The sequence below is a fragment of the Marinobacter sp. UBA3604 genome, from assembly GCF_002375325.1.
GTDB lineage: Bacteria > Pseudomonadota > Gammaproteobacteria > Pseudomonadales > Oleiphilaceae > Marinobacter > Marinobacter salarius.
This window is the reverse complement of sequence record NZ_DFMB01000061.1, coordinates 209,804-234,890: the sequence shown is the minus strand read 5'-3', so window position 1 is coordinate 234,890 and position 25,087 is coordinate 209,804. Positions and strand designations below refer to the sequence as shown.

20 protein-coding genes are annotated in these 25,087 nt (G+C 58.1%); 8 read left to right on the top strand and 12 right to left on the bottom strand.

Annotation, left to right across the window (positions count from 1 at the left end; genetic code table 11):
- Positions 1 to 45: 45 nt before the first annotated feature.
- Positions 46 to 1,164: an S-(hydroxymethyl)glutathione dehydrogenase/class III alcohol dehydrogenase gene (locus tag B2590_RS17805; protein ID WP_227664798.1), complete on the bottom strand. Its 1,119-nt coding sequence runs from the start codon at positions 1,162 to 1,164 to the stop codon at positions 46 to 48.
- Positions 1,165 to 1,329: 165 nt separating this feature from the next.
- On the opposite strand from B2590_RS17805, the gene B2590_RS17800 reads away from it, so the two are divergent.
- Together B2590_RS17800 and B2590_RS17795 are read left to right on the top strand one after the other, a co-directional pair.
- Complete coding sequence (locus B2590_RS17800; protein ID WP_286810074.1) at positions 1,330 to 2,211, top strand: LysR substrate-binding domain-containing protein; 882 nt, start codon at positions 1,330 to 1,332, stop codon at positions 2,209 to 2,211.
- An 84-nt stretch (positions 2,212 to 2,295) separates the two neighbouring features.
- Positions 2,296 to 2,763 carry an acyl-CoA thioesterase gene (locus B2590_RS17795; RefSeq protein WP_041333586.1) on the top strand — a complete coding sequence of 156 codons (468 nt, stop codon included), beginning with the start codon at positions 2,296 to 2,298 and terminating at the stop codon, positions 2,761 to 2,763.
- Here B2590_RS17795 and B2590_RS17790 read toward each other — a convergent pair whose 3' ends face one another.
- Positions 2,764 to 3,447 (bottom strand): type 1 glutamine amidotransferase domain-containing protein, encoded by a 684-nt coding sequence (locus B2590_RS17790; protein ID WP_036202368.1) that lies wholly within the window; start codon positions 3,445 to 3,447, stop codon positions 2,764 to 2,766.
- 25 nt (positions 3,448 to 3,472) lie between these two features.
- On the opposite strand from B2590_RS17790, the gene B2590_RS17785 reads away from it, so the two are divergent.
- Together B2590_RS17785 and B2590_RS17780 are read left to right on the top strand one after the other, a co-directional pair.
- Positions 3,473 to 4,393, top strand: a complete 921-nt coding sequence (locus B2590_RS17785; protein WP_052479444.1) for a substrate-binding periplasmic protein — start codon at positions 3,473 to 3,475, stop codon at positions 4,391 to 4,393.
- A 361-nt stretch (positions 4,394 to 4,754) separates the two neighbouring features.
- Complete coding sequence (locus B2590_RS17780; RefSeq protein WP_036202370.1) at positions 4,755 to 5,183, top strand: hotdog fold thioesterase; 429 nt, start codon at positions 4,755 to 4,757, stop codon at positions 5,181 to 5,183.
- On the opposite strand, the gene B2590_RS17775 is transcribed toward B2590_RS17780, so the two are convergent.
- From B2590_RS17775 to B2590_RS17740, 8 genes are all read right to left on the bottom strand, one after another.
- Entirely contained in the window at positions 5,148 to 6,485 is a 1,338-nt protein-coding gene (locus tag B2590_RS17775; RefSeq protein ID WP_286810073.1) for an HD-GYP domain-containing protein, read from the bottom strand. The genes B2590_RS17780 and B2590_RS17775 overlap by 36 nt on opposite strands.
- Before the next feature lie 171 nt (positions 6,486 to 6,656).
- A complete protein-coding gene (gene pelG, locus B2590_RS17770; protein ID WP_036202374.1) occupies positions 6,657 to 8,033 on the bottom strand; it encodes an exopolysaccharide Pel transporter PelG in 1,377 nt (458 codons plus the stop codon).
- Positions 8,033 to 9,553, bottom strand: coding sequence for a GT4 family glycosyltransferase PelF (pelF, locus tag B2590_RS17765; protein ID WP_036205546.1), 1,521 nt, complete (start codon positions 9,551 to 9,553; stop codon positions 8,033 to 8,035). The genes pelG and pelF overlap by 1 nt, the downstream gene beginning before the upstream one ends.
- Positions 9,550 to 10,536 carry a HEAT repeat domain-containing protein gene (locus B2590_RS17760; protein WP_036202376.1) on the bottom strand — a complete coding sequence of 329 codons (987 nt, stop codon included), beginning with the start codon at positions 10,534 to 10,536 and terminating at the stop codon, positions 9,550 to 9,552. The genes pelF and B2590_RS17760 overlap by 4 nt, the downstream gene beginning before the upstream one ends.
- Positions 10,526 to 11,890 (bottom strand): PelD GGDEF domain-containing protein, encoded by a 1,365-nt coding sequence (locus B2590_RS17755; RefSeq protein WP_127402323.1) that lies wholly within the window; start codon positions 11,888 to 11,890, stop codon positions 10,526 to 10,528. Before B2590_RS17755 ends, B2590_RS17760 begins: the two co-directional genes overlap by 11 nt.
- Before the next feature lie 25 nt (positions 11,891 to 11,915).
- Positions 11,916 to 12,440 carry a hypothetical protein gene (locus B2590_RS17750; RefSeq protein WP_036202378.1) on the bottom strand — a complete coding sequence of 175 codons (525 nt, stop codon included), beginning with the start codon at positions 12,438 to 12,440 and terminating at the stop codon, positions 11,916 to 11,918.
- Between the two features lie 11 nt (positions 12,441 to 12,451).
- A complete protein-coding gene (locus B2590_RS17745; RefSeq protein WP_127402322.1) occupies positions 12,452 to 15,919 on the bottom strand; it encodes a tetratricopeptide repeat protein in 3,468 nt (1,155 codons plus the stop codon).
- A 4-nt stretch (positions 15,920 to 15,923) separates the two neighbouring features.
- Positions 15,924 to 18,560 carry an endo alpha-1,4 polygalactosaminidase gene (locus tag B2590_RS17740; protein ID WP_286848031.1) on the bottom strand — a complete coding sequence of 879 codons (2,637 nt, stop codon included), beginning with the start codon at positions 18,558 to 18,560 and terminating at the stop codon, positions 15,924 to 15,926.
- Between the two features lie 273 nt (positions 18,561 to 18,833).
- On the opposite strand from B2590_RS17740, the gene B2590_RS17735 reads away from it, so the two are divergent.
- The gene (locus B2590_RS17735) at positions 18,834 to 19,511 is read left to right on the top strand and encodes a hypothetical protein (RefSeq protein WP_127402320.1); all 678 of its coding nucleotides are present in this window, start codon (positions 18,834 to 18,836) and stop codon (positions 19,509 to 19,511) included.
- An 11-nt stretch (positions 19,512 to 19,522) separates the two neighbouring features.
- Here B2590_RS17735 and B2590_RS17730 read toward each other — a convergent pair whose 3' ends face one another.
- The gene (locus B2590_RS17730) at positions 19,523 to 20,254 is read right to left on the bottom strand and encodes a sulfite exporter TauE/SafE family protein (RefSeq protein ID WP_036202386.1); all 732 of its coding nucleotides are present in this window, start codon (positions 20,252 to 20,254) and stop codon (positions 19,523 to 19,525) included.
- 140 nt (positions 20,255 to 20,394) lie between these two features.
- On the opposite strand from B2590_RS17730, the gene B2590_RS17725 reads away from it, so the two are divergent.
- Positions 20,395 to 20,853, top strand: coding sequence for a YchJ family protein (locus B2590_RS17725; RefSeq protein ID WP_227662323.1), 459 nt, complete (start codon positions 20,395 to 20,397; stop codon positions 20,851 to 20,853).
- A complete protein-coding gene (gene rarD, locus B2590_RS17720; RefSeq protein WP_127402319.1) occupies positions 20,850 to 21,749 on the top strand; it encodes an EamA family transporter RarD in 900 nt (299 codons plus the stop codon). Before B2590_RS17725 ends, rarD begins: the two co-directional genes overlap by 4 nt.
- Positions 21,750 to 21,768: 19 nt before the next feature.
- Here the strand turns inward: rarD and B2590_RS17715 are convergent, their stop codons facing one another.
- Complete coding sequence (locus tag B2590_RS17715; protein ID WP_127402318.1) at positions 21,769 to 23,130, bottom strand: CHAD domain-containing protein; 1,362 nt, start codon at positions 23,128 to 23,130, stop codon at positions 21,769 to 21,771.
- A 267-nt stretch (positions 23,131 to 23,397) separates the two neighbouring features.
- On the opposite strand from B2590_RS17715, the gene B2590_RS17710 reads away from it, so the two are divergent.
- Positions 23,398 to 25,074, top strand: coding sequence for a methyl-accepting chemotaxis protein (locus tag B2590_RS17710; RefSeq protein ID WP_127402317.1), 1,677 nt, complete (start codon positions 23,398 to 23,400; stop codon positions 25,072 to 25,074).
- The last annotated feature ends 13 nt before the right edge of the window (positions 25,075 to 25,087 follow it).

The window sequence follows — 25,087 nt, the reverse complement described above, 5'->3', positions numbered from 1 at the left end:
TCCGTGGGTGAGTCGCCTGCCATGGGTGGCAGGCGACCGCGCCGGTCACTTATCGAAATGGATCACGCTACGAATGCTCTTTCCTTCGTGCATCAGTTCGAACGCCTCATTGATGTCTTCAAGCCCCATGGTGTGGGTGATGAAATCGTTGAGTTTGAACTCGCCCTGCAGATACCGCTCGACAATTCCAGGGAGCTCGGAGCGGCCTTTGACGCCGCCGAACGCGGAGCCTTTCCAGACTCGACCGGTCACCAGTTGGAATGGACGGGTGGAAATCTCCTGGCCAGCACCTGCGACACCGATGACGACGGATTCGCCCCAGCCCTTGTGGCAGCATTCCAGGGCAGAACGCATCACGTCGACGTTGCCAATGCACTCAAAGGAGTAGTCCACGCCGCCATCTGTCAGTTCGACAATGACTTCCTGAATGGGTTTGTCATAGGCTTTTGGGTTGATGCAATCGGTTGCACCAAGTTGCTTCGCGAGGTCGAACTTGCTCTCATTGATATCGACGGCAATGATGCGGCTGGCCTTGGCCATGGTAGCGCCAATAATGGCAGACAGGCCGATGCCGCCCAGACCGAAGATCGCCACGGTGGCACCTTCTTCCACCTTGGCAGTGTTCATGACGGCTCCCATGCCGGTGGTTACTCCGCAGCCCAGCAGGCACACTTCTTCCAGTGGCGCTTCTTTGTTCACTTTGGCCAGAGAGATTTCCGGCAGCACGGTGTACTCGGAGAAGGTGGAGCAGCCCATGTAGTGATAGATTGGCTGGCCATCCTTGTAGAAACGGCTGGTGCCATCGGGCATCAGGCCCTTGCCCTGGGTTTCCCGGATCTTCCCGCACAGGTTGGTTTTACCGGAGAGGCAGAATTTACATTCCCCACACTCTGGCGTGTACAGGGGAATAACGTGATCTCCAATCTCGACACTCGTGACACCTTCGCCGATGGCCTCAACGATGCCGCCGCCTTCATGGCCCAGAATCGCGGGGAAATTACCTTCGGGATCGTCTCCGGAAAGCGTAAACGCATCGGTGTGACATACGCCGGTAGCGATCACCCGCACCAGAACTTCACCAGCTTTCGGCGGCATTACATCCACTTCTTCAATGGAGAGTGGTTGCCCCGGTCCCCAGGCAATGGCTGCTTTTGATTTGATCATCTCGCTCATAATTCTCTCCGTTTGTGATGCATCTGTATTTGGATACTGCCCGAATGATCTGGTCATTATATTTGATGCACAGATGTTGATAATGACCGTATTCGTGAAATCACTTTTACTCATGTGTAATAATCAGGATTGCTGAAGCAAAAATAGGGTGGTGACATGCAGCGCTGGGAAGGTGTAAACGAATTCGTGGCGGTGGCTGAAACGGAGAGCTTCACCCGGGCGGCAAAACGCCTGGACGTCTCGACCGCTCACGTCAGCCGACAGATCAGCGCGCTCGAAGACAGGTTATCCACCCATCTGTTCTATCGAACGACCCGGCGCGTCTCCACTACCGAGGCCGGGCAGATCTACTATCAGCATTGTCGCCAGATACTGGACGCCCTTGAACAGGCGGAGCGCTCTATGACCAATATGCAGCTGGTGCCCCAGGGCCGGCTGCGACTGACGGCGCCGGTAACCTACGGAGAGAAGTCGATCGCACCGCTGGTCAACGATTTTGTACTGCGGTATCCCGAACTCGACGTTGAAATGAAACTGACCAACCAGCAACTGGACCTGGTGGCGGAAGGTTACGACCTTGCGGTACGGCTTGGTAAACTGGACGATTCCAGCCTGATGGCCAGGCGTCTTGCCTCCCGGACTCTGTATGTATGCGCCTCGCCAGCTTATCTCGCTGTCCATGGCACCCCGCACTCTCTGTCTGAGCTGGAACACCATAATTGCCTTCAGGGGAATCTGGGTTACTGGCGATTTCAGGATGCGGGTCATCCCCGCAATGTCCGGATTCGTGGAAATGTGCGTTGTGACAGCGGCAGAGCCTTGTTGGATGCAGCGCTGAAGGGGGTTGGTATTGTCCAGCTGCCGGATTATTACGTTGGGCCGGCACTCGACGCGGGTACGCTGATACCGCTTCTGACTCATTACCAGGAAGACGATGACGGTATCTGGGCGGTGTATCCCCATAACCGTCACCTGTCGCCAAAGGTGAGAATGCTGCTGGACTACTTTGTGGACTCACTGGGCGTGCCAAACGCCTGATTGGGGCTAAGCCTGTATGCCGGCAGAAAATGATTTCTGGATGGGGTAGGCTGGGGGCTTCTCGGGTTTTGGGGCTGAGTGACCATGACTGAATTGACCGACCTGCCATTCCGGTTTCGGTTTCGCGTCCGCTACGGTGAATGCGATGCCCAGAGTGTGGTGTTCAACGCACGTTACGCGGATTACGTGGACATTTCCGTTAACGAATATATCCGCGTTCTGTTCGGGGATTACCAGAATCTGCTGGATCAGGATCTGGACATTCAGGTAGTGAGTCTCACTGTGAACTATCGGGCACCTGCGCGATTTGATGATGTGTTGGAAGCCAGGATACGAGCTGGCCGTATCGGTAACACCTCATTCACAGTGCACCTTGAATTCTATCGGTACGGGGATGGATTGCTGGTGGCAGAGGCTGATATCACTTACGTGTTGATCCAGCCGTCGACAATGACGAAGACGCCAGTGCCGGATGCGATCCGGAAAACGCTGGAGGAAGGCGCTCCCGGCGTGTTGATCAGTCACGCCGGGGAGCAGGTTCAGGATCGCTGATCAGCCCTGCTGCAAGGCCTGCATCACCGCCTTGGCGGTGCCTTCCGAGGAGGGCGGGTTTTGCCCGGTAATCAGCTTGCCGTCCACCACGATGTGCGGTGTGAAGTCATCCCCGCAGGTGTAGGTGGCGGTTTTCTCCTTCAGCATGTCTTCCAGCAGGAATGGCACAACGTTGGTCAGGCCAACGGTCTCTTCCTCACTGTTGCTGAAGCCGGTCACGTTGCGACCGCCGACCAGGTTCTGCCCTGGTTTGATCTCGACGTCTCTGAAGACCGCCGGGGCATGGCATACGGCGCCAATGACCTTGTCCTGTTCGTAGGCTGCCTTGATCAGAGCGACGGACTTGTCATCGTTGACCAGGTCCCACAATGGGCCATGGCCTCCGGGGTAAAACAGAGCGTCGTAGTCGTTCATATCCACATCCGCCAGTTTCTTCGTGCTGGCGAGCGCTTCCTTGGCATGGGCGTCCTGCTGGAAGCGACGGGTGGTTTCCGTCAGTGCATCCTCAGTTTCACTGTTGGGGTCGATGGGTGGCTGCCCGCCCTTGGGAGAGGCAATGGTGATGTCTGCGCCGGCATCCCTGAAAACGTAATAGGGGGCGGTGAACTCTTCCAGCCAAAAGCCGGTCTTGTGGCCGGTATCTCCCATCTGATCGTGCGAGGTGAGAACCATCAGTACTTTCATGTAACCTGTCCTTTTTGATCAAGGGATGTATTCTGACAACTGCCTTATAACCTTCTTTGTTGCGGTGATCCGGCTGGAATTCAACCGTGTGGACGAGCGATCGCACCAGAACACTCATGGCGGAATGATGTTGAAAAACCTGTTTGAACCAACGTTGCGACTGTTCTGTGCGCTGTGTGTCTTGACTGCGGTGCTGACCGTGCCAGTTGCTGTCCAGGCGTCTGAGGACACCGACTGCAAGACGCTGACGGTGAGTGGTAACCCCGAATACCCACCCCTGCTGTGGCGAAGCACAGAGAAGGAGGGCGTTCTGGTTGGTGCCGTACCGGCGCTGTTGCGGGAAATCGTCGAGCCCATGGGGCTGGAGGTTGTGGTCCGGGACCTTGGGTCCTGGGCCCGGGTTCAGCATGTAGCCCGCAAGGGTGATATCGATATGGTCGCGGGCGCGTTCATTACCTCAGAGCGTATCGGCTACATGGATTACCTGCTCCCCCCGATCACACATCTCCCCACGGCTGTCTGGGTTCCCAAGGGTGGTGAATTCATCTACCGCCACTGGCCGGACTTGCTAGGGAAGCGCGGCAGCACGCTGATCAACAACAGCTTTGGGCAGAACTTTGATCGTTACGCAGACAACAACCTTCAAATCGAAGGGGTGAGAAGCATCGAGCAATCTTTTAAAATGGCACTTGCCGGCAGGGTGGATTATGTTCTCTACGAAGTGCTGCAGGGGCAGGTGAAGCTGGACAGCCTGGGCGTTGCGGACCGGTTTGAGGCACTGGAGCCTCCTGTCAGCAGGGAGGGTCTTTTCTTTACGTTTTCAAAGGCCTCACCGTGTAACACGTTTGAAATGCGGGAAGCGATCGCTGATCGTCTTTATGAACTGGTGAATGCTGGCCGGGCGAGTCAGTTGATTCGTGAGTACACCCGGTTGTACACCAGGTAGGAGTGAATTGGGCGCTCCCAGGCATTCCCTGCCCGGGGGTGGCATCATTTCGTACGCTGCGCTCGGACTGCTGTTTCAGATCCAGCCACGCCTGAAAAATGCTGCTGGCGTTGCCGGCCAGTTGAGTTGCTGCTCGGCTCATCACACCGTCTCCTGTTTGCATCGACTCACTGAAAGACTAGCAGTAATAATCTTTAATGCAAACGATTATCAATAACAATTTGGGGTGTGGTTGATCTTGCCTGATGGCATACGTTTATTGGATACCCACCCTATGGTCGTTCGCTACCTATCTGTATACACTAAAGAGCTTTGGGGCCCCTCAGCTTACAGGGCCCACAACACTAGGAGGTAGCAGTCGATGGCAATCTGGACCCGCAGTATCCCCACCCTCGAACAAATGGCCGAAGCCAGTAAAAACACCGCTGTCGAGACCATGGGTATTGAATACGTGGAGATTGGTGATGACTACGTGATTGGCCGGATTCCGGTCGATGAACGCACGGTTCAGCCGTTTGGCATTCTCCATGGTGGATCGTCAGTGGTGTTGGCGGAGACCCTGGGGAGCATGGCGGCCAATTATTGCTTGCGCAAGGAGAACCAGATTGCTGTGGGGCTGGACATCAACGCCAACCACATCCGCTCCGTTACCAAGGGCTGGGTATACGGAACCGCACGCCCGGTTCATATCGGCGGCACAACGCAGGTCTGGGAAATAAAGCTGGAAAACGAGGAAGGCAAGCTGACCTGTATCTCAAGACTCACCATGGCCGTCATCGACCGAAGCTGACACGTCCGGTGCTTTACGGTTGAGAATGCCCTGTTCGATGAAGTCCTTCATTACGATGCCGAAGCTCTCGTCCGGCACTTCCCGGGCAATCTTGTAGGGTTGTCCGGAGCTGTCCTGCGTTTCTTTTAACAGGTTTGCTTCGCGAAAGATGGCCAGCGGCTGCTTGTTTGCGTCTCGCACAAGCAGCACCCGCGGTTTGAGTTTACTGGTGGGATGGGTGGCCACTACGATGCCTACCTCACCGTTGGTCATTTCCACGATGGAACCGGGCGGGTAAACGCCAACCATGCGGATAAACTCCACCGCCAGCTCCGCATCGAACTGGGCGCCCTTGTTGCGGTGGATAATCTGCAACGCTTCCATGGACGCCCGCCCCTTGTCGTAAACCCGGGAGCTGGTGATGGCGTCGTAGGTGTCGACCAGCCCCACGATTTTCGCGAACAGTGGAATCTGCTGCCCGGACAGGCCTCGTGGATAGCCCTTGCCATCCATTCGTTCGTGATGGGAATAAGCAACATCAACGGCCGCGTGTGCCAGTCGGGGGAGTGCCGCAAGCACATCGCGACCAAAAGTGGTGTGGTTTTTCATCACCGCGAACTCTTCGGGCGTGAGGGCCCCGGGCTTGTTCAGGATCTCGTCATCAATGCGCATCTTGCCGACATCGTGAAGCAGGCCACACAGTGCCACAGTGCGAATCTCGCCTTCCAGCAGCCCCAGGTGCTTGGCAAACGCAGCTGACAGGATTGATACGTTGATGCAGTGTTCGGCCGTGTATTCGTCCTTGTTCTTGATCTTGGTGAGCAGTAGCAGAGCATTGTCGTTGCGCAGTACGCTATCCACGCAATCATCCACCACCTGGTGGATCTGGTTCATTTCCAGGGTCCGCCCGAGCCGCAGGCTGGACATGATGTTTTTAGCCGTGGCTTTGGCATCGGCATAGTTCATCCGTGCCGTTGCCATTTCCCGGCTCGCGTCCACTTTATTGACGTAGGTGACTTTCCGCTTGGGGATGGCCGAAGGCTGTTGAGAAACGTTGGGCTTGCTGGTTTTAGCCGATGTTTTACGTCGGCTCACCGGCGCGTGTCTCTCGGCAGTTGGAGCGACTTGTACACGTCCTTCCACGATGACCGTTTCGCACTGTTGCTGCACGGCAAGCACATCTTCCTCAGTCTGAAGAATGAAGCCCTGCAGCAGGAAATCGGTATCTTCCCACGGCCGGTCCAGACGAATCACATGCATCCCTATTGCCAGTTGGGATACCGGGATTTCAGTCTCTATGATGTCTTCGCGGCCCATTGGCATAGTAGATTTTCTCGAAGCCAGGATTGGCGCGATCGCCCGATCAAACTCCGGGTTTGTGCGCCCCAACCAAAGTATGAGTGAACGCTACGCCCGTGTATCGCTTGAATCCTAAAATAGTGTCAAATGCTGTAACCAAAAGAAAACGTGCCGGTCATTTCAGCCTAGCATGCGCTACCGTCCCTGCAACATGAAGGTTTCGTACTCCAGCTTGTCGAACTTGCGCGACAGCAGCCACAGGCCGGTCAGCGCTGCGAGCAGGGCGGCGGCGGCAAAACCATAGCCGTAGAAAGACGCTCCCAGTTCGATGGTGATGAACGTAAACGCAATATTGCCGAAGAAAAACAGTGCACAAAGAGTGACGTTAATGCCTCGTGCGTCGAGGTAGAACAGCACGTTCTGGATCGCCAGCAACAGTAACTGGATGCCAACGGCGACCAGGTCAATGTGGAATAGCGGCAGGTACAGAGGAGATATTCCGATGGCCGCCAGGATTTCCTCGCTCCAGAGGAAGATTACGATGACCGTCAGCCCCTGCACCTTGAAGATCTCGTAGATGCCGTTGCGGGCCACGATGACCATCTGGTCCCGGAAGCGATTGATCCGTTCCAGGGTGTCGCCCTCCCGTACCGCGTTGTAGAAACGCTCGTAGGCCTCGGCAAAGTCGGTTTCCATGCGAACCAGAAAGACCGCCATACCGGGAATAATTGAGAGGTAAGCCAGGAAGATGGGCAAGTCGTAGATCACCGACGCGCGCAGGCTGGCGATAATAGGCTGTGAGGTGTCCGGGTGAAACCAGAAGATGAATTTGTCGGCCCACACCGCCGCATTGAACAGCAGGCCGGTGAGGATCAGTGCCGGAAAAATCTGCCGCCGCCGGGTAAAATCAAATCGGATGAAGTGGTCACCCGGATACTGCCGGATAATGGTGTAGAAGAAGCTGAAGAAAAGCAGGCTGTGGCCCAGAAGAAGGCCGGCCAGCAACCCCTCAAGGCCAAATTGTGACAGCACCATGGAGCTGACTACGGCGGTGGCGTAACCCAGCGCAAACACCACCACAATGCGACGATAGGACTTCATGCTGGACAGGAAGATTGTCACCGGCCACAGGTTACACAGCACGACAAAGTTGGCCAGCATCAGCAGGCGGTACAGCACCGAAGTGTCGCTGAAGAACAGCACCATGGCCATCAACCCCAGCCCCAATGACAGTACCGTAGTGACCCAGATCAGCCCCATCAAATTGGGCAGGATCAGGTCATTGCGCTTGGCGTACAGCCGGTCTGCCACCCAGCGGGTGAAGACGTGCTGGAACAGGCCCGACAGGGTCAGGGAGACGGCCATCAGGTAGGTCACCGATACCAGGAACTGAACCACCTCGGTATCAGATACCGCCAGTGTGAAACTGATCACCCCGATCATCATGACGCCGAGCACCGACAGCACCCAGGGGCCGGAGCTGATGATACCGGCCAGGCCGTAGGCCTCGAACAGGTTCAGGAAACTGTCGCGCTTGAGGATGCGGCGTATCTCGAAACCGATGCCTGCCATTAGCCGTTCAGCCCCTTGTTGTAAATGGAGCGGTAGGCCCCGAACATGCTTTCCAGGGTATAGAACTTCTGTACCCGCTCCAGCCCCGCTTTCTGAGCCTGTTGCCATTGCTCGGGGTTCGACAGCAGCCGCACCGCTTCCCGCGCCGTCGCTTCAGGATCTGCGATGGGCACCACAGCACCGCTGGCGCCCAGTGCACGGTCTTCGTCGCTGGCGCCTTCCAGTAATTCGCGGCAAGCGCCCACATCGGTAGCCAGGCAGGGCAGGCCCGCAGCGTGGGCCTCCAGGATTACCAGCGGCAACGCTTCGGAAATGGACGTCAGTACCATCAGCCCAAGCTGAGGAAGAATGTCGTTGACGTTCTGGAATCCCAGGAATTTCACTCGTTGGTTGAGGCCCAGGCTATCCACCAGTTCCTTGCACTCGCGTACGTAGGTTTCGTCCTCGTCTTCCGGACCGACGATCCAGCCCTCCACGTCGGGAATGGTTTCGCTGACCGAGCGCATGGCACGGATAAAGGTTTTTATATCCTTGATGGGAACGACCCGCCCGACCAGTCCCAGCACTTTCGGGATGTGGTCGGGGCGGGCCTTCCTTGCGGCGTCGAAGCGGGTGGGCTCAATGCCGTTGGGAATGATACAGGTACGTTCAGGCGGTGCACCGTCCTGAAACTGCCGTTGCTGATTGCCCTGGTATAGCGACACGATCGGGTCCGCCTGCTGGTAGGCCAGTCGTCCAAGGGCCTCGAAAAAACGGATCCAGAGCCGGCGAATGTATCCCAACTGCTCATTCAGCGTACCGCTGACCTGGTCCGTGGGGTCGTGAATCCACTGGGCCTGGGAGAGGTCAATCTTGCGTTCCTTGGTGTAGATGCCGTGTTCACTGAGCGCGAAGGGAATGCCCCGCTGCTCGCTGGCGATGGCGCCGAGCAAGCCCGCGTAACCGGTGGAAATGGAATGCAGCATGCGCACGGCCGGCATCTTTCGCGCCACTTCGGCGAGCTGGAACAATGGCGCGTGCATGATACGGATCGACCAGAAATAGTCGACAAAGGACGGCTCCGTACAGTATTTACGGTAGTTCTCGTCAATCATCTCCCAGCTTTCTTCACTGTAGAGGAAGTCGTCACGGCTGATACCCTGCTTCTGGCCCAGGTCGGCAAACACCTTGTGGAGGATGTCTGGCGGTACTGACTTTTCGGACTTGAACTGCTCGTGCAGGCACTTCTGGGCCTCGAAGGCGGCCTTGTTACCCCGACGTGGCCGGGGTTTGCCAGCAGCTTCGGTGTCCATCAGGTAGTGGCATTCCAGGTGAGTGACATTGTCTGGCAGGACATACTGTTGCTCGCCGTAATGTGCGCGGTCGCCGCCCAGAAAGATCAGGGCGAAGGTGTATTCCGGCAAGCCGGTAATGACCTGGTGCACCCAGGAGGATACCCCGCCCCGGATGAACGGATAGGTGCCTTCCAGCAACAGGGCGATGTCAGCTTTGGGCGTTACGCTGGTTTTGGGTAATGTCATAACCATGACTCGATAACCGGTCGGTTGGCGGGGTGGAAACGCTCAAGAGGGCAGGCCGAAAGATGTTGGCGCACCTGAGCAAAGTCCCGGCGCAGGTACGCGACTTCCCCCAGGTAGGGCATGATCAATTCCGGTGACGAGCCGCCGGCAAGCGCCGAACGGAAGGCCTCTTCCGCGTTATCGATGTTACCCAGGGCGAGTTCCACACGGCCGAGCAGGCGCCAGTCGTTGTGTTGGGAGCGTCGGGCCACCAGTCGTCGTAGCAGTTTCCCCGCACTGTCCAGGTAGTAGTGTCGCAGGCCGCCCTGGGCCAGGCCCAGATAAGCCATTTCCCACCAAACCTGTGCCAGCCTCCGCTGAAGGGAAACACTGGTCAGGTCGTCGGCGTTCTGCAGTGACTGCTGGAGAGTGCCGGCCCGTTGGGCCAGGGTTTTCTCTTTTTGCTCAAGCATGGAATAGGCCAGCAATCGCACATCGTCAGACGGGTCTTTCAGAGCTTCACGCAGAATTTCAATGGCGTCCCGGTCGTTCATCTGGCGAGTGGCCATCAGTGCTTTCAGGCGTTTGTCGGTGCTAATGGCTTCGCGCAGCACCTGGCGAAGGCCGCCCTGGCTGTAAACCACCTGTAGATCCATATCGATCGGCTGGAATGGCAGTTCGGGGATGTCCACTTCCTGCCAGGGTATGTCGCGACTGGACCGCGGTAGATACAGTGCCAGCAACATGCCCAGTACCAGGCCCACGCTGCCAATGAAAGGGATGGCAAACTGCAGGGTGAACAGGAAGACACCTGTGGTAATGGGCTGCCCGCGATAGCGCGACGGCATCAATGGCAGCAGGATCAGGGTGAGCAGCGCACAGGCCATGGCATGGGCGATCAGGTAAGCGGCCAGCTCAAGGTTGCCGGCGGTGGGTGATAGCAGTCCGGTGACGCCGCCGGTTTCCAGCGCCAGGGCGAGCAGTGCAAACCAGCTATTGGCCATGGCTGTTCTTTCCCTGGTTGTGCTCTCCCTGGTTGTCGAACAGGAAGGCCTGCACCCACTCATCGGCCTGGGCTCGATTACGGACTTGCAGGGTTTGCGGTGTCACCAGGTCACTGGCATGCAACCCCAGCTGTTCCCTCAGTCCGTCGTCCAGCCGTTGTAGATAGCCGGCCAGGCCCAGTTCATCGGTGAGCGGCATCAAAACAACGATGTAGCGCTGATTGCCGGCCCGATGCTCGGCAATCACATCAAGGCCCCGGCGGACTTTTTGAATATGGTCGGCAATCAACTGGCCATTGCGGCTGTCGGCCAGCGGCAAGCCCACCATCGCTGCGGGTAGGTTGAAGAATTCCGCGTCGCGGCCTGCACGGGCCAGATGGCGCCGGAAGTAACGCCATTCCGGTGATCCGCCGGCCTGTATTTCCGAGTGTTCATGGGCGATGTCTGCCATGTGCCCGGCCAGGATCGCCAGCAGTCGCAACGAGCGAGCCTCGAAGCTGAAAAAGGGCATGGCCTCGATAACACACAGGCCGATAAAGCGATCTTCGGAGTCAATCAGGGGAATGGCTGCCAGCAGATCGGTGTCGAGGTCGCCCATACGCTGGCGGAACTCAGTCTGCACCGACACCAGTTTCCGTTCCGCCAGTGCGTGCAGCAGCAGTGGATCTTTCAGGTCCACCTTGCGGAAGCGACCGACCGTTGCCAGTGGTTCCGGTTCGGGTACGCCATTATTGACGGCGTAGATGCCGGCAATCTGCAGTTGTCCGTAACGCCCCAGTAGCTGGAGCATCAATGAGGCCGTCTCCTGATTCAGGCCGGCCTGATCGGCTTCGCCAATCTGTGCGTACAGGCGTCTAAGCGCCTCTCTCAGGCTGCTGGAACTGCCGGCCAGTTGTTGCTCGAGTCGGTCATGGGACACCTTGAGCAGATAGTAGTTGCGGGTGAACTCTTCCAGGCGGGAACCGCGGTAGTCGTTGCTCGCTTCCAGTTTTTGCTGCTGGCGGCCCCAGTAGTCCCGAAACTCACCCGCCAACAGGCTGATGCCGAGTACCCCGGTGGTCCACACGTAGGGAAAATCACGGGTGCCGCTGGTGATCTCAAACCGCAAGTGAAAACCCAGGGCGGCGATGATGATCAGGGCTGAAATCAGCGCCATGAAAAAGCCGTACCTCAGGCCTACCAGTAGCGGTCCCAGCACGGGCCAGGGAAAGTTTCCCGTCAGATAGAACGGATCATCCGGCCGGTGCCAAACGCTAAAGGCCAGGAAAAACGCGGTAATCAGCAGGGTTTCCAGCCACTTCAGTGCAATGGGTACCCGTACCTTCTCGCCCGTTATCTGCTCTGCTTCGTCCATAGTGAACCCTGTTGCTCAGGCGGTATTATTGGCTTTCGATCAGTGGCATGGCGTTGGCCAGCTCGTCCAGAACCTTATGGGCCGCCACGCTCAGGCTTTCACGACCCCATCCCGTGCGGGCCGAGGTGCCGGACCACACTACGCGATTGTCGTCTGCGTTGCGTATTTCCAGGGTAATGCCTACGGCGGGCTCGCCATCCAGCCCACTTTTGTAGCGCCATTCTTCCACGGTGCCCGTGAACAGGTAGTCCGCGCCATCGTTGCGGGCCGTGGCGAGAGCTGTTTGCTGTCGTTCACTGCTTTCGTACAGCAGGGGGTTGCGGTCATCGGGCAGGTAGAGGGTCACGTTTTCGCTGCCCTTGGCTCTCAGGATCGCGGACAGCACACTGGCGGCCTGGTCTCCGGCCTGGGGTGTCTGTGACAGGTTGATCAGCGGCAGCACCGCAAACTGTCCATCCTCCGGAATCGGCGAGCCCTCCTGGCTCTGGATAACCGAACAGCCAGCCAGAAGTAACAGGGTGAGCCAGAGGCTATGGCGTAGTGTTTTCATAACGGTCTCCTTCAGCGACCAGGGTAAATCGTGTACGTAAGATTGAATTCGGTTCGGCCGTTGCCGTCCAGCCCTTCCGACGACCAGCGTCCAGACAGGGCCAGTTCATCATCCCCCAGCACCCGCCAACCCAGGCCCACTTCCACACCGATTTCCGCCGTTGAAGTGGATAATACATAACCGGCGTCCAAACCGAGAAATGCGCGGGGTGAGGGTGTCGAGCGATACAGAGCGTGGGGTGAGCCATGGAACCAACGTGTGCCCACACCGATACGTTCATACTCCTCGGTCAGCAGGCTGGCGGTTTCCAGTGGCTGATCCAGTGCCGCAAGGGTGGATGAGGGCAGGGTTTCGGCCAGGGATAGCTGCTGGTTTCGATAACCGGCGCTGATAATCCAGGCCGGGTCATTGCGAAAAATGGTGTAGGTGGCATTCAGGTCCAGCCCGTAGCCGTCCGCCAGTTGATCGTTCTCCAGGCTGTTGACCGTCAGTTGCTCAAGTTGGGCATTCAGGTTAAGCCGGGAGAAAGGGGTGTAGCTGGCGCTGGCGTAGGCGCGGTCGCGGCGGGTCAGCCACCAGGCTTCGGCGCTGTCCGGTGTGCGTTCCTGGAAATGGTAGCCGGCGCCGAAGGCGATGCGGTCAGACCATTGCTGGTCGAAGGCAGCGCTGATGGCCAGGTCATCCTGCTGGTAGCGTGGCAACTGGCTGACCGATAGCGACCAGGCGCTATTGCCTGAGCGCCTGTCCACCTCGAAAGAAGTCTCGCTGCTGCGACCGGGGGTGCTTATCAGTCGCCCGGAATCGCTCGCCTTGAGAGTGCTGGCAGACAATTTCCAGCGAAACTCGTCTTCGCTGAACTGCCCGGTTATCCCGCTGCGCTGAACGGTAAAGTTACCCAGGTTCTGCCAGCGGCTGCCCACTTGAATGGCACGGTTGAACGTCTGGTGTAGATTTACCGTGTCCTGCATCGTCACCCTCTGTTGTTCCGCCGTCATCGGACTGTTGAGTCGATCAAGCTGCCGAACATAGCGGCCTGTCTGTTGTTCGCGGTTTTCCGGCGCAGACCGTAGGGTTTGTCCGATGCGTTGGCGCACCGCTGCGTTTCGGCCGTCCGGTGCCGGTAGCAGGGCCTCCGCGACCAGCGTGTCACCCTGGTTGGACGCGAAGTACGCCAGGGTTTCGCGTAATCCCCTCTGGTCAGGGTCGTTGCCTTCGCCGCTGCGGGGAAAGGTCGCCAAGGTTTGCCAGGCCAGTTTGAGCAACCCTTCCTCACTGTACACCGCAAAGCGGCTGGAGCGGGTGGATGGGTCTTCCTGTAATCTTTTCGCAGCCTTTTGGCGAAGATCGGTTGCGGTGCCGGGTGCACCGGTCTGATCCAGCAGTCTTGCCGTCGCCAGAAGCCACTCAATGTCATCACTGCGGGTATCCATACCCTGACGAAACCAGTTCAGAGCCCGTCTCGGCTGGCCCAGGGCACTGTAGCCGTAGGCCAGGACCGGGTAGGCAGCGGGAGAAGGTGTATCACCGATTCGGGCCAGCAGGGCCTGAAGGGTGTCGGCGAACTGTTCCGCATTGGCAAGTTGCAGCCAGGCCCAACTGATCATCAGGTTCTCATCGTCGGGTGCCAGCTCCCACGCGGCGCGGTAGGCATCGTTTGCTGCCAGGACCTCGTCGTTGCGTTGGTGAATCAATGCCCGAAGTGACCAGTAGCGCGGGTTGTTGCGGGCAGTGGGTACTTCCGCTTGCCAGCGCTCGAGGGTTTGCTCCAGCTCCTGCCATTGCCCGAGAGCCAACTGGTATTCAGCGATAGCAGCCAGGAACCTCGGTTCCCCGGTTTCGAGGAAAAGACGTTCACTCAATGACAGGGCCCTCGGGTAGTCCTCGAAAAGGGCTGCCAGGTTGAGCAGGCGCTCCTTCAAATTCGGCGTAAGCTCAGTGTCGCTTCTGGCCAGGAGACTTTCATAATCCCGCTCCAGGATGTCGGTTCTACCCAGGCTGCTAGCCAGGTCCATTCGCATGATTTGAACAGTCTCGGCCAGTTGCCGGTCTTGCGGCTCGAAATTCAGCAGGGCCAGGGCGCGTTCAGGTTGCCGTGTGCGCCAGTAGAGAGAGGCCAGTTGTATGCGGTCGGCGTCGGATAACCGTGGCTCGTTTTCCAGCAGTTCAATGGCTGCGGGGAAGTCACGCAGGTTCACCAGCAGCGTCAGTAGTCGTTCCCTTAGCGTGTCGGACCGGGGAAACCGTGATCGGCCGTCCGTTAGCCATTCCCTTGCATCATCAAAGCGTCCGGAACCCACCAATGCGTCGGCCAGGGTGATATAGCCGTCCGGTTGCAAGCGCTTCTGCCTGGCCCCCTCGGTTAACAGCATTCGCAGTGTGTCCCACTGGAAAAGCCCGCGTGCCAGGTCCACCGATCGTTGGAAGGCTTGCGCGGAACCGGTTTGTCGATAGAGGGACACCCAGACAGGCAGTGCTTCCTGCGGCAGGCCGTTCCATTCCAGCACTTGAGCAATGGTTTGCTGATCTTCGCGAGTGAGCCTGTCCGGTGTCTTCTGCAGCCTCCGGATAGTATTGAGCGCTGCTTTCAGATTCCCGGCGGCGAGTTGGAAGGTCAGCAATTCTCGCTGGTACGCGGTGTTGCCGGGATGCCGGTCCGCCCGTTGCCGAATCCAGGTGGCTTCGTCCGAAGCCGAACCGGCCAGTCTTGCCAGCCGGATACCTTCGGTCAGTGCTGGTTCTGACATCCGGGTATCCGGGAGTTTTTGCTTGAAGAGTGCCAGCGCCGCTTTCGGATTGCCGCCGGCCAGCTCCAGGCGAATGATGTTGTCGATGAACTCATCGCGGGCCTCGGGGCGGACGGTATCAATATAAGGGCGCAAGGTGGCTGCAGCCATGCCAGGCCGGGACTGTGCTTCCTCCAGCCGAGCGATTTCACGGGCCAGTTGAAGCCGCTGGCCGGGGCTGGTCATCCGGTCCTCGACGCCTTGCAGCAATGTCAGGTAACGGGGCTGGCTCAGCCAGCTGGAGGCTGGCCTTAAGAGCTCCAGAATGCGTTCCGGTTCATAGGATTGGCGGACCAGCGCCTGGGCGTCGGCAAAGAGTTGGTCTTTCCGGGCCTCCCTCCGGGGGCCTTCTGGGATTGCAAACAGGCGTTGAGCCTGCAGTTCCAGGTAAAACTCAAAGGCCTCCTCCGGCACCGTCTGTTGTGCCATCAAGGGGGCCAGTACCTGGTCTGCGCGTTCCAGTTGGCCGGTTGTGCTCAGGGCCCGGGCCAGGCTGAGGCGTAAGGGAACGTTGTCTGAATCCGAACGCAGTAGCACTTCCAGATAGGCGATGGAAAGGGCGTCTGGCGTTTCAAGGTACTCCGGGTTCTCGAACACTGCCTGTCGCGGAAACAGCAGATACAACGCCAGCGCGATAAGCGCTCCCATAAGGACCAGCGCGGGCAAGCTGAAAAAGGACTCCCTGTTCCGACGCATAACGCTATTGGCACTCCAGCATCAGGGATTCTGTTTGCCGGCTGCTGAGAACAATCCGCACCTGTTCACCCGACCGTGACATCCGTGCCGAACCGCCGCTGGTTGTACATCGGCGGGTTCCGGCAAGGGTGAATTCCACGTTCCGATGGCTTTGCAAACCCAGCGTTATCCGCCATTTCCCGGCTACCTGCTCGCGCTGCCATTGGGTAAGTACCCCATTGGCGTGGGCCAGCCAGGGGCCTTTCGGGGCGGAGTCGGTCAGGAGCAGGCGGGGCGAATCACCGGTCAGATGCACGTAGCGGTGGCCGGCAGCATCGTGGAAACCGGCGACGCCAGTGCTTCTCTCCAGGTCGGGAAACCGGTCCTGCTCAATGGTGACGGTGTGGGGTTGGCCAATACCGCGCCAGTGCCAGCCACCGTTATCGTCCCTGAGCAACGCCGAGTAATAGAGGGTTTGCACGCGCTTGGCGTAGTCGCTGAGATAGAGCGGTGTGACGGGTTGATCTAGGGCGTATTTGTAGACCTCATGTAAGGCTCCGAGGGCCTCGGGTTTGGTGCCCGAATAGAAGTGGTAGTAAATGCCCATGGGTTTCAGCCGGCCTTTGTCCTCAAGGATTCGGAAAGTGTCCGTCACATTGCGAAACCCGTAATAGGGGCCTGTCCAGTTGTTGGTATAGACGTTTTCGTTCATCACCGGTGCGTACACTTGCAACTCATCGCCTACCGGCCTGGCATCGGGCCAGGTATCCGCCAGTTCGGAAGCGTAAGGCAATGGCTTGGTGTTGCCGCCATTGACGTTGACCAGACCGGCTTCCCGAACCCGTTTCAGGGCATTGGCGCCGGGCCGGGCGTCGCCTGTCCAGAGGAACACCGATACGGGCTTGTTCGCCGGGGCCAAGCGTTGATTAATGTATCCCACCGAGCCTTCGATTTCGCGTTCAAGGGAAGCCTGGTAATCCGGGATGTTCATGAAATAGCCATACAGCGTGTTTTCAAGCCTCGGGGCGGGGCCACCTTCTATCGACTGCCAGAAGAACGGATGACTGTAGGTATGAGATGCAACTTCCACCGAATTTAATCTGAATATGGCCCTGGCGATGCGTTCCGCCTCTTTACTGGCGCGCGGGTATAGGCCCTCGGGTGAAACTTCCGCTTCGATGACCGAAACGGTATGGGGCACCTCATACCGTGACAGAATCTCATCCTGGATGACCTGGGCGCCCAACGGGCTACCGGGGAATTCCCCCCGCGAGACGAAGCCATCGCCGTCAATGTGGGCGGTGAGTATGCGGCGGCCATTCTCCGTGGTGGTATCAATTACCGGCATGGCAGGTGCACTGAAGGCCTGCTGGATAAACTCGAAGGGATTGAACAGCCAGTAGGCTTCGTCGTCGGGGCCGGTTTCGAACAGGAAGGGCGCTGAGGCCACGCCGCCTTTGTCATGGGTGTAGATGGCCGAAAATTGCTGGCCCTGCGCGTCGGTGATGGTCAGCCAGGGCGTGTGTCCTTCTACTTTCGGCATGGCCTGTGTGGTCAGGGAAGGAAGCCGCCTACCTTCGTAGTTGGCCACCGATGGGTGTACGCGCTCATGACTCAGAGGCGCAGCGGGCACAGTGGTGCTGCTGGCGGCCATCACGCCGCTGCACGCCGGGTTGCCGGGAATCAGTCCCATCAGCACCACGGGTACGCCCTTGTCCTGCTGCCGGGCAAGCCATGAACAAAGGCCGTTGTGGCGATCCCCTGTTTCCCACCACACCAGGATGCCCGCGTACCGGTCTTCGGTGGGCTCGGTTGGCAGGGGCTCTAGCGCGGAATGGTACTGTGGGATGAATCCGGAACGCTCCAGGACAATGCCACCAAAATGATGGGCGTCGCTTAGGTCCATGTTGAATTCCGGCAAATCATGAATCACCAGGACGTGGCGTTTCACCTGTTCTGGTTGGGGCGGGCTGAGGCGATCGAGAGCCGGGTTGGCCACCCAGGGCACGAAACCGTCGCGACGTAGCTGGTCCGCAAGTTCCCCTGCCTGGTTGGCGTCCGCGACGTAATCGATGGCAATCATGGGCATGTCCGGTCGTGCCTTACGCCAGCGCTGTAGCTGTTGGTCCAGCCACTGCCGGTCTGTTTCAGAGACTTTGTAATAACGCTTATCCTTGGCGTTGTAGCCATTGCGCCAGGACTCCAGGGCGAGCCCGTCGACCTTGCCGATAATGCTGTCTGGCAGATGGAAGCCGCGGTTGAGGATAATCTTGCCGTTCGGGTGCCTGGCGCGGATGTCTGAAATCAGTTTTGTCTGGGCTTCTGCGAAGGCTTGCATTTGCGCTTCGCCACTGGCGGCAAGCGTGAAGCTGTCCAGAGTATCGAGAAACACCCCCTGAAAGCCGCGTTCGAAGGCCGGGTCAATGAGGTTGTCCAGCAGAAAGGCGCGGACTTCGGGGTTGCGCAGGTCCAGCACTGCGCTCGACCAGGCCGGGTTTTTGCCGATCAGCCAGCTGTTCTGCAGGCTTGCGAACAGGCGGTGGCTGCGGGCCATCTCTCCGACACTGACGTAGGCAATGGGCGTTGTGCTGGCTTCGGTCAGCAGGTCGATACGTGCGTCGCTGGCCTGATCCTGTTGCTGTACCACCCAGTCGTAGGCCATCAAGCTGCCTATTGGGGCTTCGTTACCGTAATAGAACGCGATGTTAGGCGGATGACCCACAGCATTGGCAAAACCGAAGGGTAAAAGTAGGGCGACTGCAAGCAGTTGAAGCAGAGGGTGTCGTCTTATCATGTGGAACCGAAATCAGGTAGAGAAGCGACTGAATGATGCGCACAAAGTCATCGCGAATGAGTAATACGTTGCTAATCTATTATAGATGACAGTCTGCAAGCACTCGATTTTCCAACTATTTTGTAATGAGAGAATAACGTTATGACCTCCGTGAGGAATGGCATCCCCCTGTGGTGGCTGGCGCTGGCCGCCACGCTGACGCCGCTGGTCACCATTCACGCAACCTTCGCGGTGTCGGTGCTGGAGGGGCATATTTCCTGGTGTATTCCCTATTGGGACAGTTGCACGAGCATTAGCCGCACCGGCCGATACGGTACCAGCTATTTCATTTTCAAGGGCACCATGTTGCCGGCGGCGATTCTCGGCATTCTGTTCTGGGCTCTCAACGGTCGTTGGCTACAGCAGTTGGGTGCCACCAGCCGCGGTCGGCCCTGGATTCCCTGGCTAGGCTTCGTCGCGTGTACGTCGCTGGCTGCATACACACTGGCTTTGGGGCACGAAGGAGACGGTTTCAATCTGATTCGCCGGATAGGTGTCGTGCTGTATTTTTCGCTGACGTTCATTGCACAGTTGCTGATCAGCTCGGCCCTGAAGGGACACCCGCGATGGTATGCCAATGGCCGGCGACTGTTGTGGCTGTGTGAGCTGATACTGGCGGTGGGTATTCTATCGGTTATCCTCACGGCCGTTGTGCCAGGGGTGTACAGCCAGATAGACGACGCCTTCGAGTGGATTTTGGCGTTTTTGATCAATCTTCACGCGATATGGGTCGCGGTATTGTGGAAACAGAGCCATTTCCGGGCGAGACTGTGGGCCTAGTAGTCCCGGGGTCAGAGCGACATCAGCCCGCGAACCAGTGCCGCCACACCCGCAACGGCGGCGATGCCAAGAATGACCGGCCTCAGTCCGTCAAAAGGCATGCGGTTGACCAGCTTGCCGGAAAGCCAGAAGCCGATGAGAACCCCTGGAAAGGTGACCGCAAACAACTGTAGCTCTCGCTGCCCCAGGTAGCCGGAAACCACCAGGGCGGCAATACTGAAAAAACTCGCCACCAGGAAGAAGGCCGACATATTGGCCCGCACCAGCGGCCCCTTTTGATTCTGGTAGATCAGTGCAATCGGTGGGCCGCCAACGGCGGTAATGGTTCCCATGTAGGTCGAGGCAGCGCCGGCCAGGATACTGTTGCGAGCGTTCAGGGCAGGTCGCAAACCCCCTGCGCTCAGTAATACGCCAATCAGGATCAGAACGCCGAACGCCAGCTCGAACCCCGTGGGTGAAATCAGCATCAGCGTGATCCCGGCCAGGATCATGCCGCCAACGCCCCCGCCAATGGCAAAACGCACCTCGCGGACCTGTAACGCGCCCCGGTTCCTCAGTAGCATGAGAATCGTCAGCACCACGGCGTTCAGAACCAGCGGCGCCGGTATCAGTATGGGGCTGATCAGGAACAGCAATGGTGCCGCCAGCGTACCGATGCCATAACCTGCCACGCCTTGCAAACAGGCGCCGGCCAGCAAAGCCAGGTTAGCAAGGAGTATCTGCAGCAGGGAGAGGTCAGTCACAATCGGGCTACTCGATCAGGTCAGTTGATGATTGTTGATAGCACAGCCGCAGGGCAACTAAAACTGTTAAAATGAATCATTTACGTGTCCTGGGTCTGCCGGGTCCGTGAACAGCACTAACCGGCGATAAGGACGACCCGATGGCGCCAGAGATTACCCCGGACGACTGCCCCTGTGGCAGCCGCCAACCGTACAGTACTTGTTGCGAGCCATGCCATCAGGGCAAACCGGCATCCTCACCGGAAGCCCTTATGCGATCTCGCTACAGCGCGTTTGTACTGAATCTGACGGACTATCTGAAAGCCACATGGCACACCAGCACCCGGCCTCAAGACCTTGATTTGACCGAGGCGCCGAAGTGGGTGTCGCTGCAGGTACTGTCGTCAGAGGAAGGTGAACACGAAGGCACGGTGCACTTTCGCGCCCTTTACCGGGCAGGCGGCGGCTGGGGGTATCTGGAAGAGAACTCCCGCTTTGTCCGCGATGATGAGCGCTGGTACTACGTGTCGGGCGATACCCGCGAAGGGACCCTCAAGCCTGGCCGGAACGAATCCTGCCCCTGCGGAAGTGGCAGAAAATACAAGGCCTGTTGTCTGTGAAACATGCTACGCCTGATGCAGCAAAAGGCGTGGGTTTCGGCCTGGCCGCCTATACCTTGTGGGGCTGTTTCCCCATTTACTTCGCGCTTTTCGAGGGTGTGCCCTCTTACGAGGTGCTGGTTCACCGGATCGTCTGGTCCTGTGTTTTTCTCGCCATCGTGGTGAGTTTCCTGGGGCGCTGGAAACCCATCACTGCTGCGTTGGCACGCCCTAAAAAGCTTGGTTTCGTATTCGGCTGTGCGGTATTCATTGCGCTGAACTGGGGGGTCTATATCTATGCCGTGGAAACCCGTCATGTGCTCCAGGCGAGCCTGGGGTATTTCCTCACGCCCCTGGTGAACGTCGGTCTGGGCATGCTGGTGCTGCGGGAGAGCATTACCCGACTGCAAATTGTGGCGGTTGCATTGGCGACCATCGCCATCCTTTATCAGCTTTTTCTGTTGGGCGTGGTGCCCTGGATCACCCTGGTACTTGCGTTCAGTTTCGGAACCTATGGCCTGCTTCGAAAGCAGGTGGAGCTGGATGGTCTTTCGGGCCTGTTTGTTGAGACGCTGCTTCTGCTACCGGTCGGCCTGCTGGCTCTCGGGGTTCTGGGCTCGGCCGGAGAATCCCACTTCAATGACAACATCACCATTGCCTTGCTTTTGATGTCCAGCGGTATCGTCACCGCCATCCCCCTGTTGTTCTTCGCCGGTGCGGCCCGCCGGCTGCGCCTGGCAACCGTGGGCTTTTTGATGTACATCAACCCCACGCTGCAGTTCTTCATCGCGCTGTTTGTGTTTGATGAACCCATGAGTGGGGAGAAGCTGGCGAGCTTCGTGATGATCTGGGTGGCGCTGGGGCTTTATTCCTGGTCGGCCTGGATGGGGCGTGGGATGAGTCCCACGCCCAAATAGTGGGTTGCCTAGTGGGTTGTCAGGCAATACCGCCGAGGGTCAGTATGTCAGCCCGTACGCGATGTTTCTCCACGGCAAGGTCTGAAATCAGCGTGTTCAGGCCCGCCACGGGCGCCAGCATGTCCGGCTCCGTGGCAATGCTGTTGCGAAAGGCCAGCAGCGTGTCAATCTGCACGTGCAGGTCCTGAAAGTCTCCGAACCGTTGTTGTCGATGTTTTAATGGCCTGAGCCTGTCGTGAAACGCCGGTTTGTTCAACTCGGCCAGGTAGCGTATACGTTTCAGCCGTTTGCGCAGATCGTGAAAGTGATCGTCCGGGGACTGTTCGTTCAGTTGCCGCGCCACGGCGTCGTGCTTGTGTATGTGCTTTTTCAGGGCTTTGTGGATGTCTTCGATAGCCAGTTTCCGGGTTATCTTCTTCAAGTGGCGGGAGGTGATAAGCTGGTACCACTCATCCATGTCTTTGCGGTATTGGCCGCTGCTCAGGCGTTTGGTCAGCTCCTGGTGTTCAATGTCTGCCAGGTTGGCAAAATAGCTGCGGGCGCCGGAGCTCACCAGGGCCAACCGGGTATCTTCCTCCAGTGGCCATTGCGCCAGGTCACCCAGTAACACGTGAAGGTCTCTGAGCCGGCTGGTGGCTTGGCCATGCCGTTTCAGACTCTTGACGGCCTTGCGTAAATCGCTGTCACCACTGATGTCGACAACTGCTTCGGCGATGGCCCGGCTGCGGCGAATGGCAATATGGTACTGATGCAGAAACTCGTCGTCGTACCCCTGCAATACGCCCGGTTCCAGATCCCTGATGCGTTGATACTGGTGTAACAGCGATTCCGGGATGTGCCATGCCAGCGGAGAGTGCTCGTCGATACGGATTTTCGTCCGTTTGCGATGAAACTGCTCATAGCTGACGTCTTTGGGCGTCAGGAACCGTTCAAGCCGGCCCCTGTTCTTGCCGATCTCGCACCAGTGCTCTATGGGCAGGGTGATGTGCATGTAGCTGCACGTGGGGAAGGTGTCGGGTGCGTGCTTCAGCAGTAAGCCTGCCAGATCCTCCAGCGCAGGGTTGTGGCCAATCAGGGTAATGCTGTCTTCGTTCCGGTCGCGCAGCCAGTCGAGCACGACCTCATGGTTAAACGTGTATAGAACAGGCGCCAGTTTGACTGCGTGTTGATGGTTGCTCGGGATCAGGCCTTCCAGGGTTTGTTGTGCGCGGGTGGCATTGCTGCAGTAGACCGTTCCATCGAACGCCCCATCCGCACGGATTGCCCTGCTCATGGGGGCAAGCTGTTTCAGGCCCCGGTTGTTGAGGGGGCGCTGGTGATCACGAAGGCCATCATCGGCCCAGCTGGATTTGGCGTGGCGAATCAGATAGAGGTGTTTCATCCGTGCCCCTGAAACTGGTTTTATTGGGCCAGGTTTGATGAATCGGACGTTTGGGGCTAGACCTTTAGTCTAACGCTGGTTCAAGTCCATCCGCTACCGGCCGTTAAGACTTTTAACAATAAAAGCAAATGCATGAATGAGTTGTGGCAGTGTCGCAGCTTTACACCCCGAAGTCGCACACACCGGTATTACAAACTGGAACACACCCTGGGTGCCCGGTTGTGGATAATTACGCTGAACATTTGATCTCATACGGAGAACTTCTTGATGACATTGCTGAGCCGGTTACGCATACGTTCTCGTCTTCTGCTGGGCGTTCTGGTCCCGGTGGTCATTACGGCGGCAACCCTTGCCTGGATTACGGTCGCCCAGATCAAAAGCGGTGGTGAGGCCGAGCTTGAGCGCCTGGAAGCAAGTTTGCTCAGTGCCCGCAAGGAAGGGTTGAAGAATCTGGTGGATACCGCCCGTTCCGTGGTGCTGGACGCGAAGAACGATCCGGACCTTTCGGATGCCGAGGCCCGTGAAGCGGCAAGGGATCGTCTACGCTCCATCCGATTTGGGGGCGGCAACTATATTTTTGCGTATGCCAAAGATCTGGAAAACCTGGCCTACGCGCCGGATCCTTCCCGGGAAGGACCTACGACCAATCCAGATGTTCAGAAGCTGATACGATCACTGTTCGAAGCGGCACGGAAGGATGGCTTTTTTGGTTATGACTGGCCCAACCCCGCCTCCGGCGAGGTTGAACCCAAGGTGTCATTTACCACAATTGTTCCCGATTGGGGCTGGATGATCGGGACCGGTGTGTATGTCACCGATATCGCGGAAGTGGTTTCTGCCGCACGCGCGGATATTGAAGCGGAGATAGCCGAAACCCTCGGTTTTATCGTTCTGGTTACTGTGATTGTGGTCGTCATCGCATTGCTCATCGGTGTGTTTGTCGGTCGTACGGTGACGAAACCGTTGAACACCGTTACTGCCATGATGAAGGACATCGCCGAGGGTGAGGGCGACCTCCGCCACCGTCTGCCGGACGAAGGAAACGACGAACTCGCCGAGCTTGGGCGTCGCTTCAACGCCTTCGTGGTGAAAATCCAGGACACCATCCGCGATGTCGGCGCGACCACTGACCAGGTTGCCTCGGCCGCGGAAGAGCTCAGCCGTGTTGCCAATGAAACCCGTGCGTCGGTACAGGAGCAGGGTTCGGAAACCGATCAGATTGCCTCCGCCATTAATGAGATGGCGGCCACGATCCAGCAGATTTCCGGCAATGCCAACTCGGTGGAAAGTGCCGCCTCTGACGCCGACAGGCTTGCACGGGATGGTGGCGAGACCATTGCCAACGCACAGGCGTCCGTCAATCAGTTGTCGGAGGAGATTGAGTCCAGCTCTGGCCGTATCAGTAATCTGGCTGAGAAAACCGACGAGATTACCCAGGTGCTGGACGTCATCCACGCCGTCACTGACCAAACCAACCTGCTGGCCCTCAACGCAGCCATTGAGGCCGCCCGGGCCGGTGAGCATGGCCGTGGTTTCTCGGTGGTTGCCGATGAAGTCCGCCAGCTGGCCAAACGCAGTGCGGAATCCGCTGATCAGATTCGCGGTATGATTGACGGCTTCGTGACCGAGTCCCGCGCGGCGGTCGAGCGGATGGACGCGTCCCGCCAACGCTCCAGTGAAACGGTTGAGCGCATTAATCACGCCACTGACGCCCTGCGCACCATTGAGAAGTCTGTGGGCCATATTCATGATCAGGTGACCCAGATTGCCACCGCGGCGGAACAGCAAAGCCAGGTGGCCGAGGAAATCAACCAGAACGTGGTGCGCATCGTGGACGCGGCGCAGCGTAGCGATACGGGTGTGAACCAGACCAACGAGGCAAGCCACGAGTTGGCGCGGCTTGGTGAGAGTCTGCGTGAGCTGGTAGGCCAGTTCAAGGTATAGAACCGTTGCTTCT

Excerpts from the sequence above, each read along its gene's own strand:
- B2590_RS17805 (WP_227664798.1), bottom strand. The coding sequence starts at position 1,164 with ATGATCAAATCAAAAGCAGCCATTGCCTGGGGACCGGGGCAACCACTC.
- B2590_RS17800 (WP_286810074.1), top strand. The coding sequence starts at position 1,330 with ATGCAGCGCTGGGAAGGTGTAAACGAATTCGTGGCGGTGGCTGAAACG.
- B2590_RS17795 (WP_041333586.1), top strand. The coding sequence starts at position 2,296 with ATGACTGAATTGACCGACCTGCCATTCCGGTTTCGGTTTCGCGTCCGC.
- B2590_RS17790 (WP_036202368.1), bottom strand. The coding sequence starts at position 3,447 with ATGAAAGTACTGATGGTTCTCACCTCGCACGATCAGATGGGAGATACC.
- B2590_RS17785 (WP_052479444.1), top strand. The coding sequence starts at position 3,473 with ATGTATTCTGACAACTGCCTTATAACCTTCTTTGTTGCGGTGATCCGG.
- B2590_RS17780 (WP_036202370.1), top strand. The coding sequence starts at position 4,755 with ATGGCAATCTGGACCCGCAGTATCCCCACCCTCGAACAAATGGCCGAA.
- B2590_RS17775 (WP_286810073.1), bottom strand. The coding sequence starts at position 6,485 with ATGCCAATGGGCCGCGAAGACATCATAGAGACTGAAATCCCGGTATCC.
- pelG (WP_036202374.1), bottom strand. The coding sequence starts at position 8,033 with ATGGCAGGCATCGGTTTCGAGATACGCCGCATCCTCAAGCGCGACAGT.
- pelF (WP_036205546.1), bottom strand. The coding sequence starts at position 9,553 with ATGACATTACCCAAAACCAGCGTAACGCCCAAAGCTGACATCGCCCTG.
- B2590_RS17760 (WP_036202376.1), bottom strand. The coding sequence starts at position 10,536 with ATGGCCAATAGCTGGTTTGCACTGCTCGCCCTGGCGCTGGAAACCGGC.
- B2590_RS17755 (WP_127402323.1), bottom strand. The coding sequence starts at position 11,890 with ATGGACGAAGCAGAGCAGATAACGGGCGAGAAGGTACGGGTACCCATT.
- B2590_RS17750 (WP_036202378.1), bottom strand. The coding sequence starts at position 12,440 with ATGAAAACACTACGCCATAGCCTCTGGCTCACCCTGTTACTTCTGGCT.
- B2590_RS17745 (WP_127402322.1), bottom strand. The coding sequence starts at position 15,919 with ATGCGTCGGAACAGGGAGTCCTTTTTCAGCTTGCCCGCGCTGGTCCTT.
- B2590_RS17740 (WP_286848031.1), bottom strand. The coding sequence starts at position 18,560 with ATGGCCTACGACTGGGTGGTACAGCAACAGGATCAGGCCAGCGACGCA.
- B2590_RS17735 (WP_127402320.1), top strand. The coding sequence starts at position 18,834 with ATGACCTCCGTGAGGAATGGCATCCCCCTGTGGTGGCTGGCGCTGGCC.
- B2590_RS17725 (WP_227662323.1), top strand. The coding sequence starts at position 20,395 with ATGGCGCCAGAGATTACCCCGGACGACTGCCCCTGTGGCAGCCGCCAA.
- B2590_RS17715 (WP_127402318.1), bottom strand. The coding sequence starts at position 23,130 with ATGAAACACCTCTATCTGATTCGCCACGCCAAATCCAGCTGGGCCGAT.
- B2590_RS17710 (WP_127402317.1), top strand. The coding sequence starts at position 23,398 with ATGACATTGCTGAGCCGGTTACGCATACGTTCTCGTCTTCTGCTGGGC.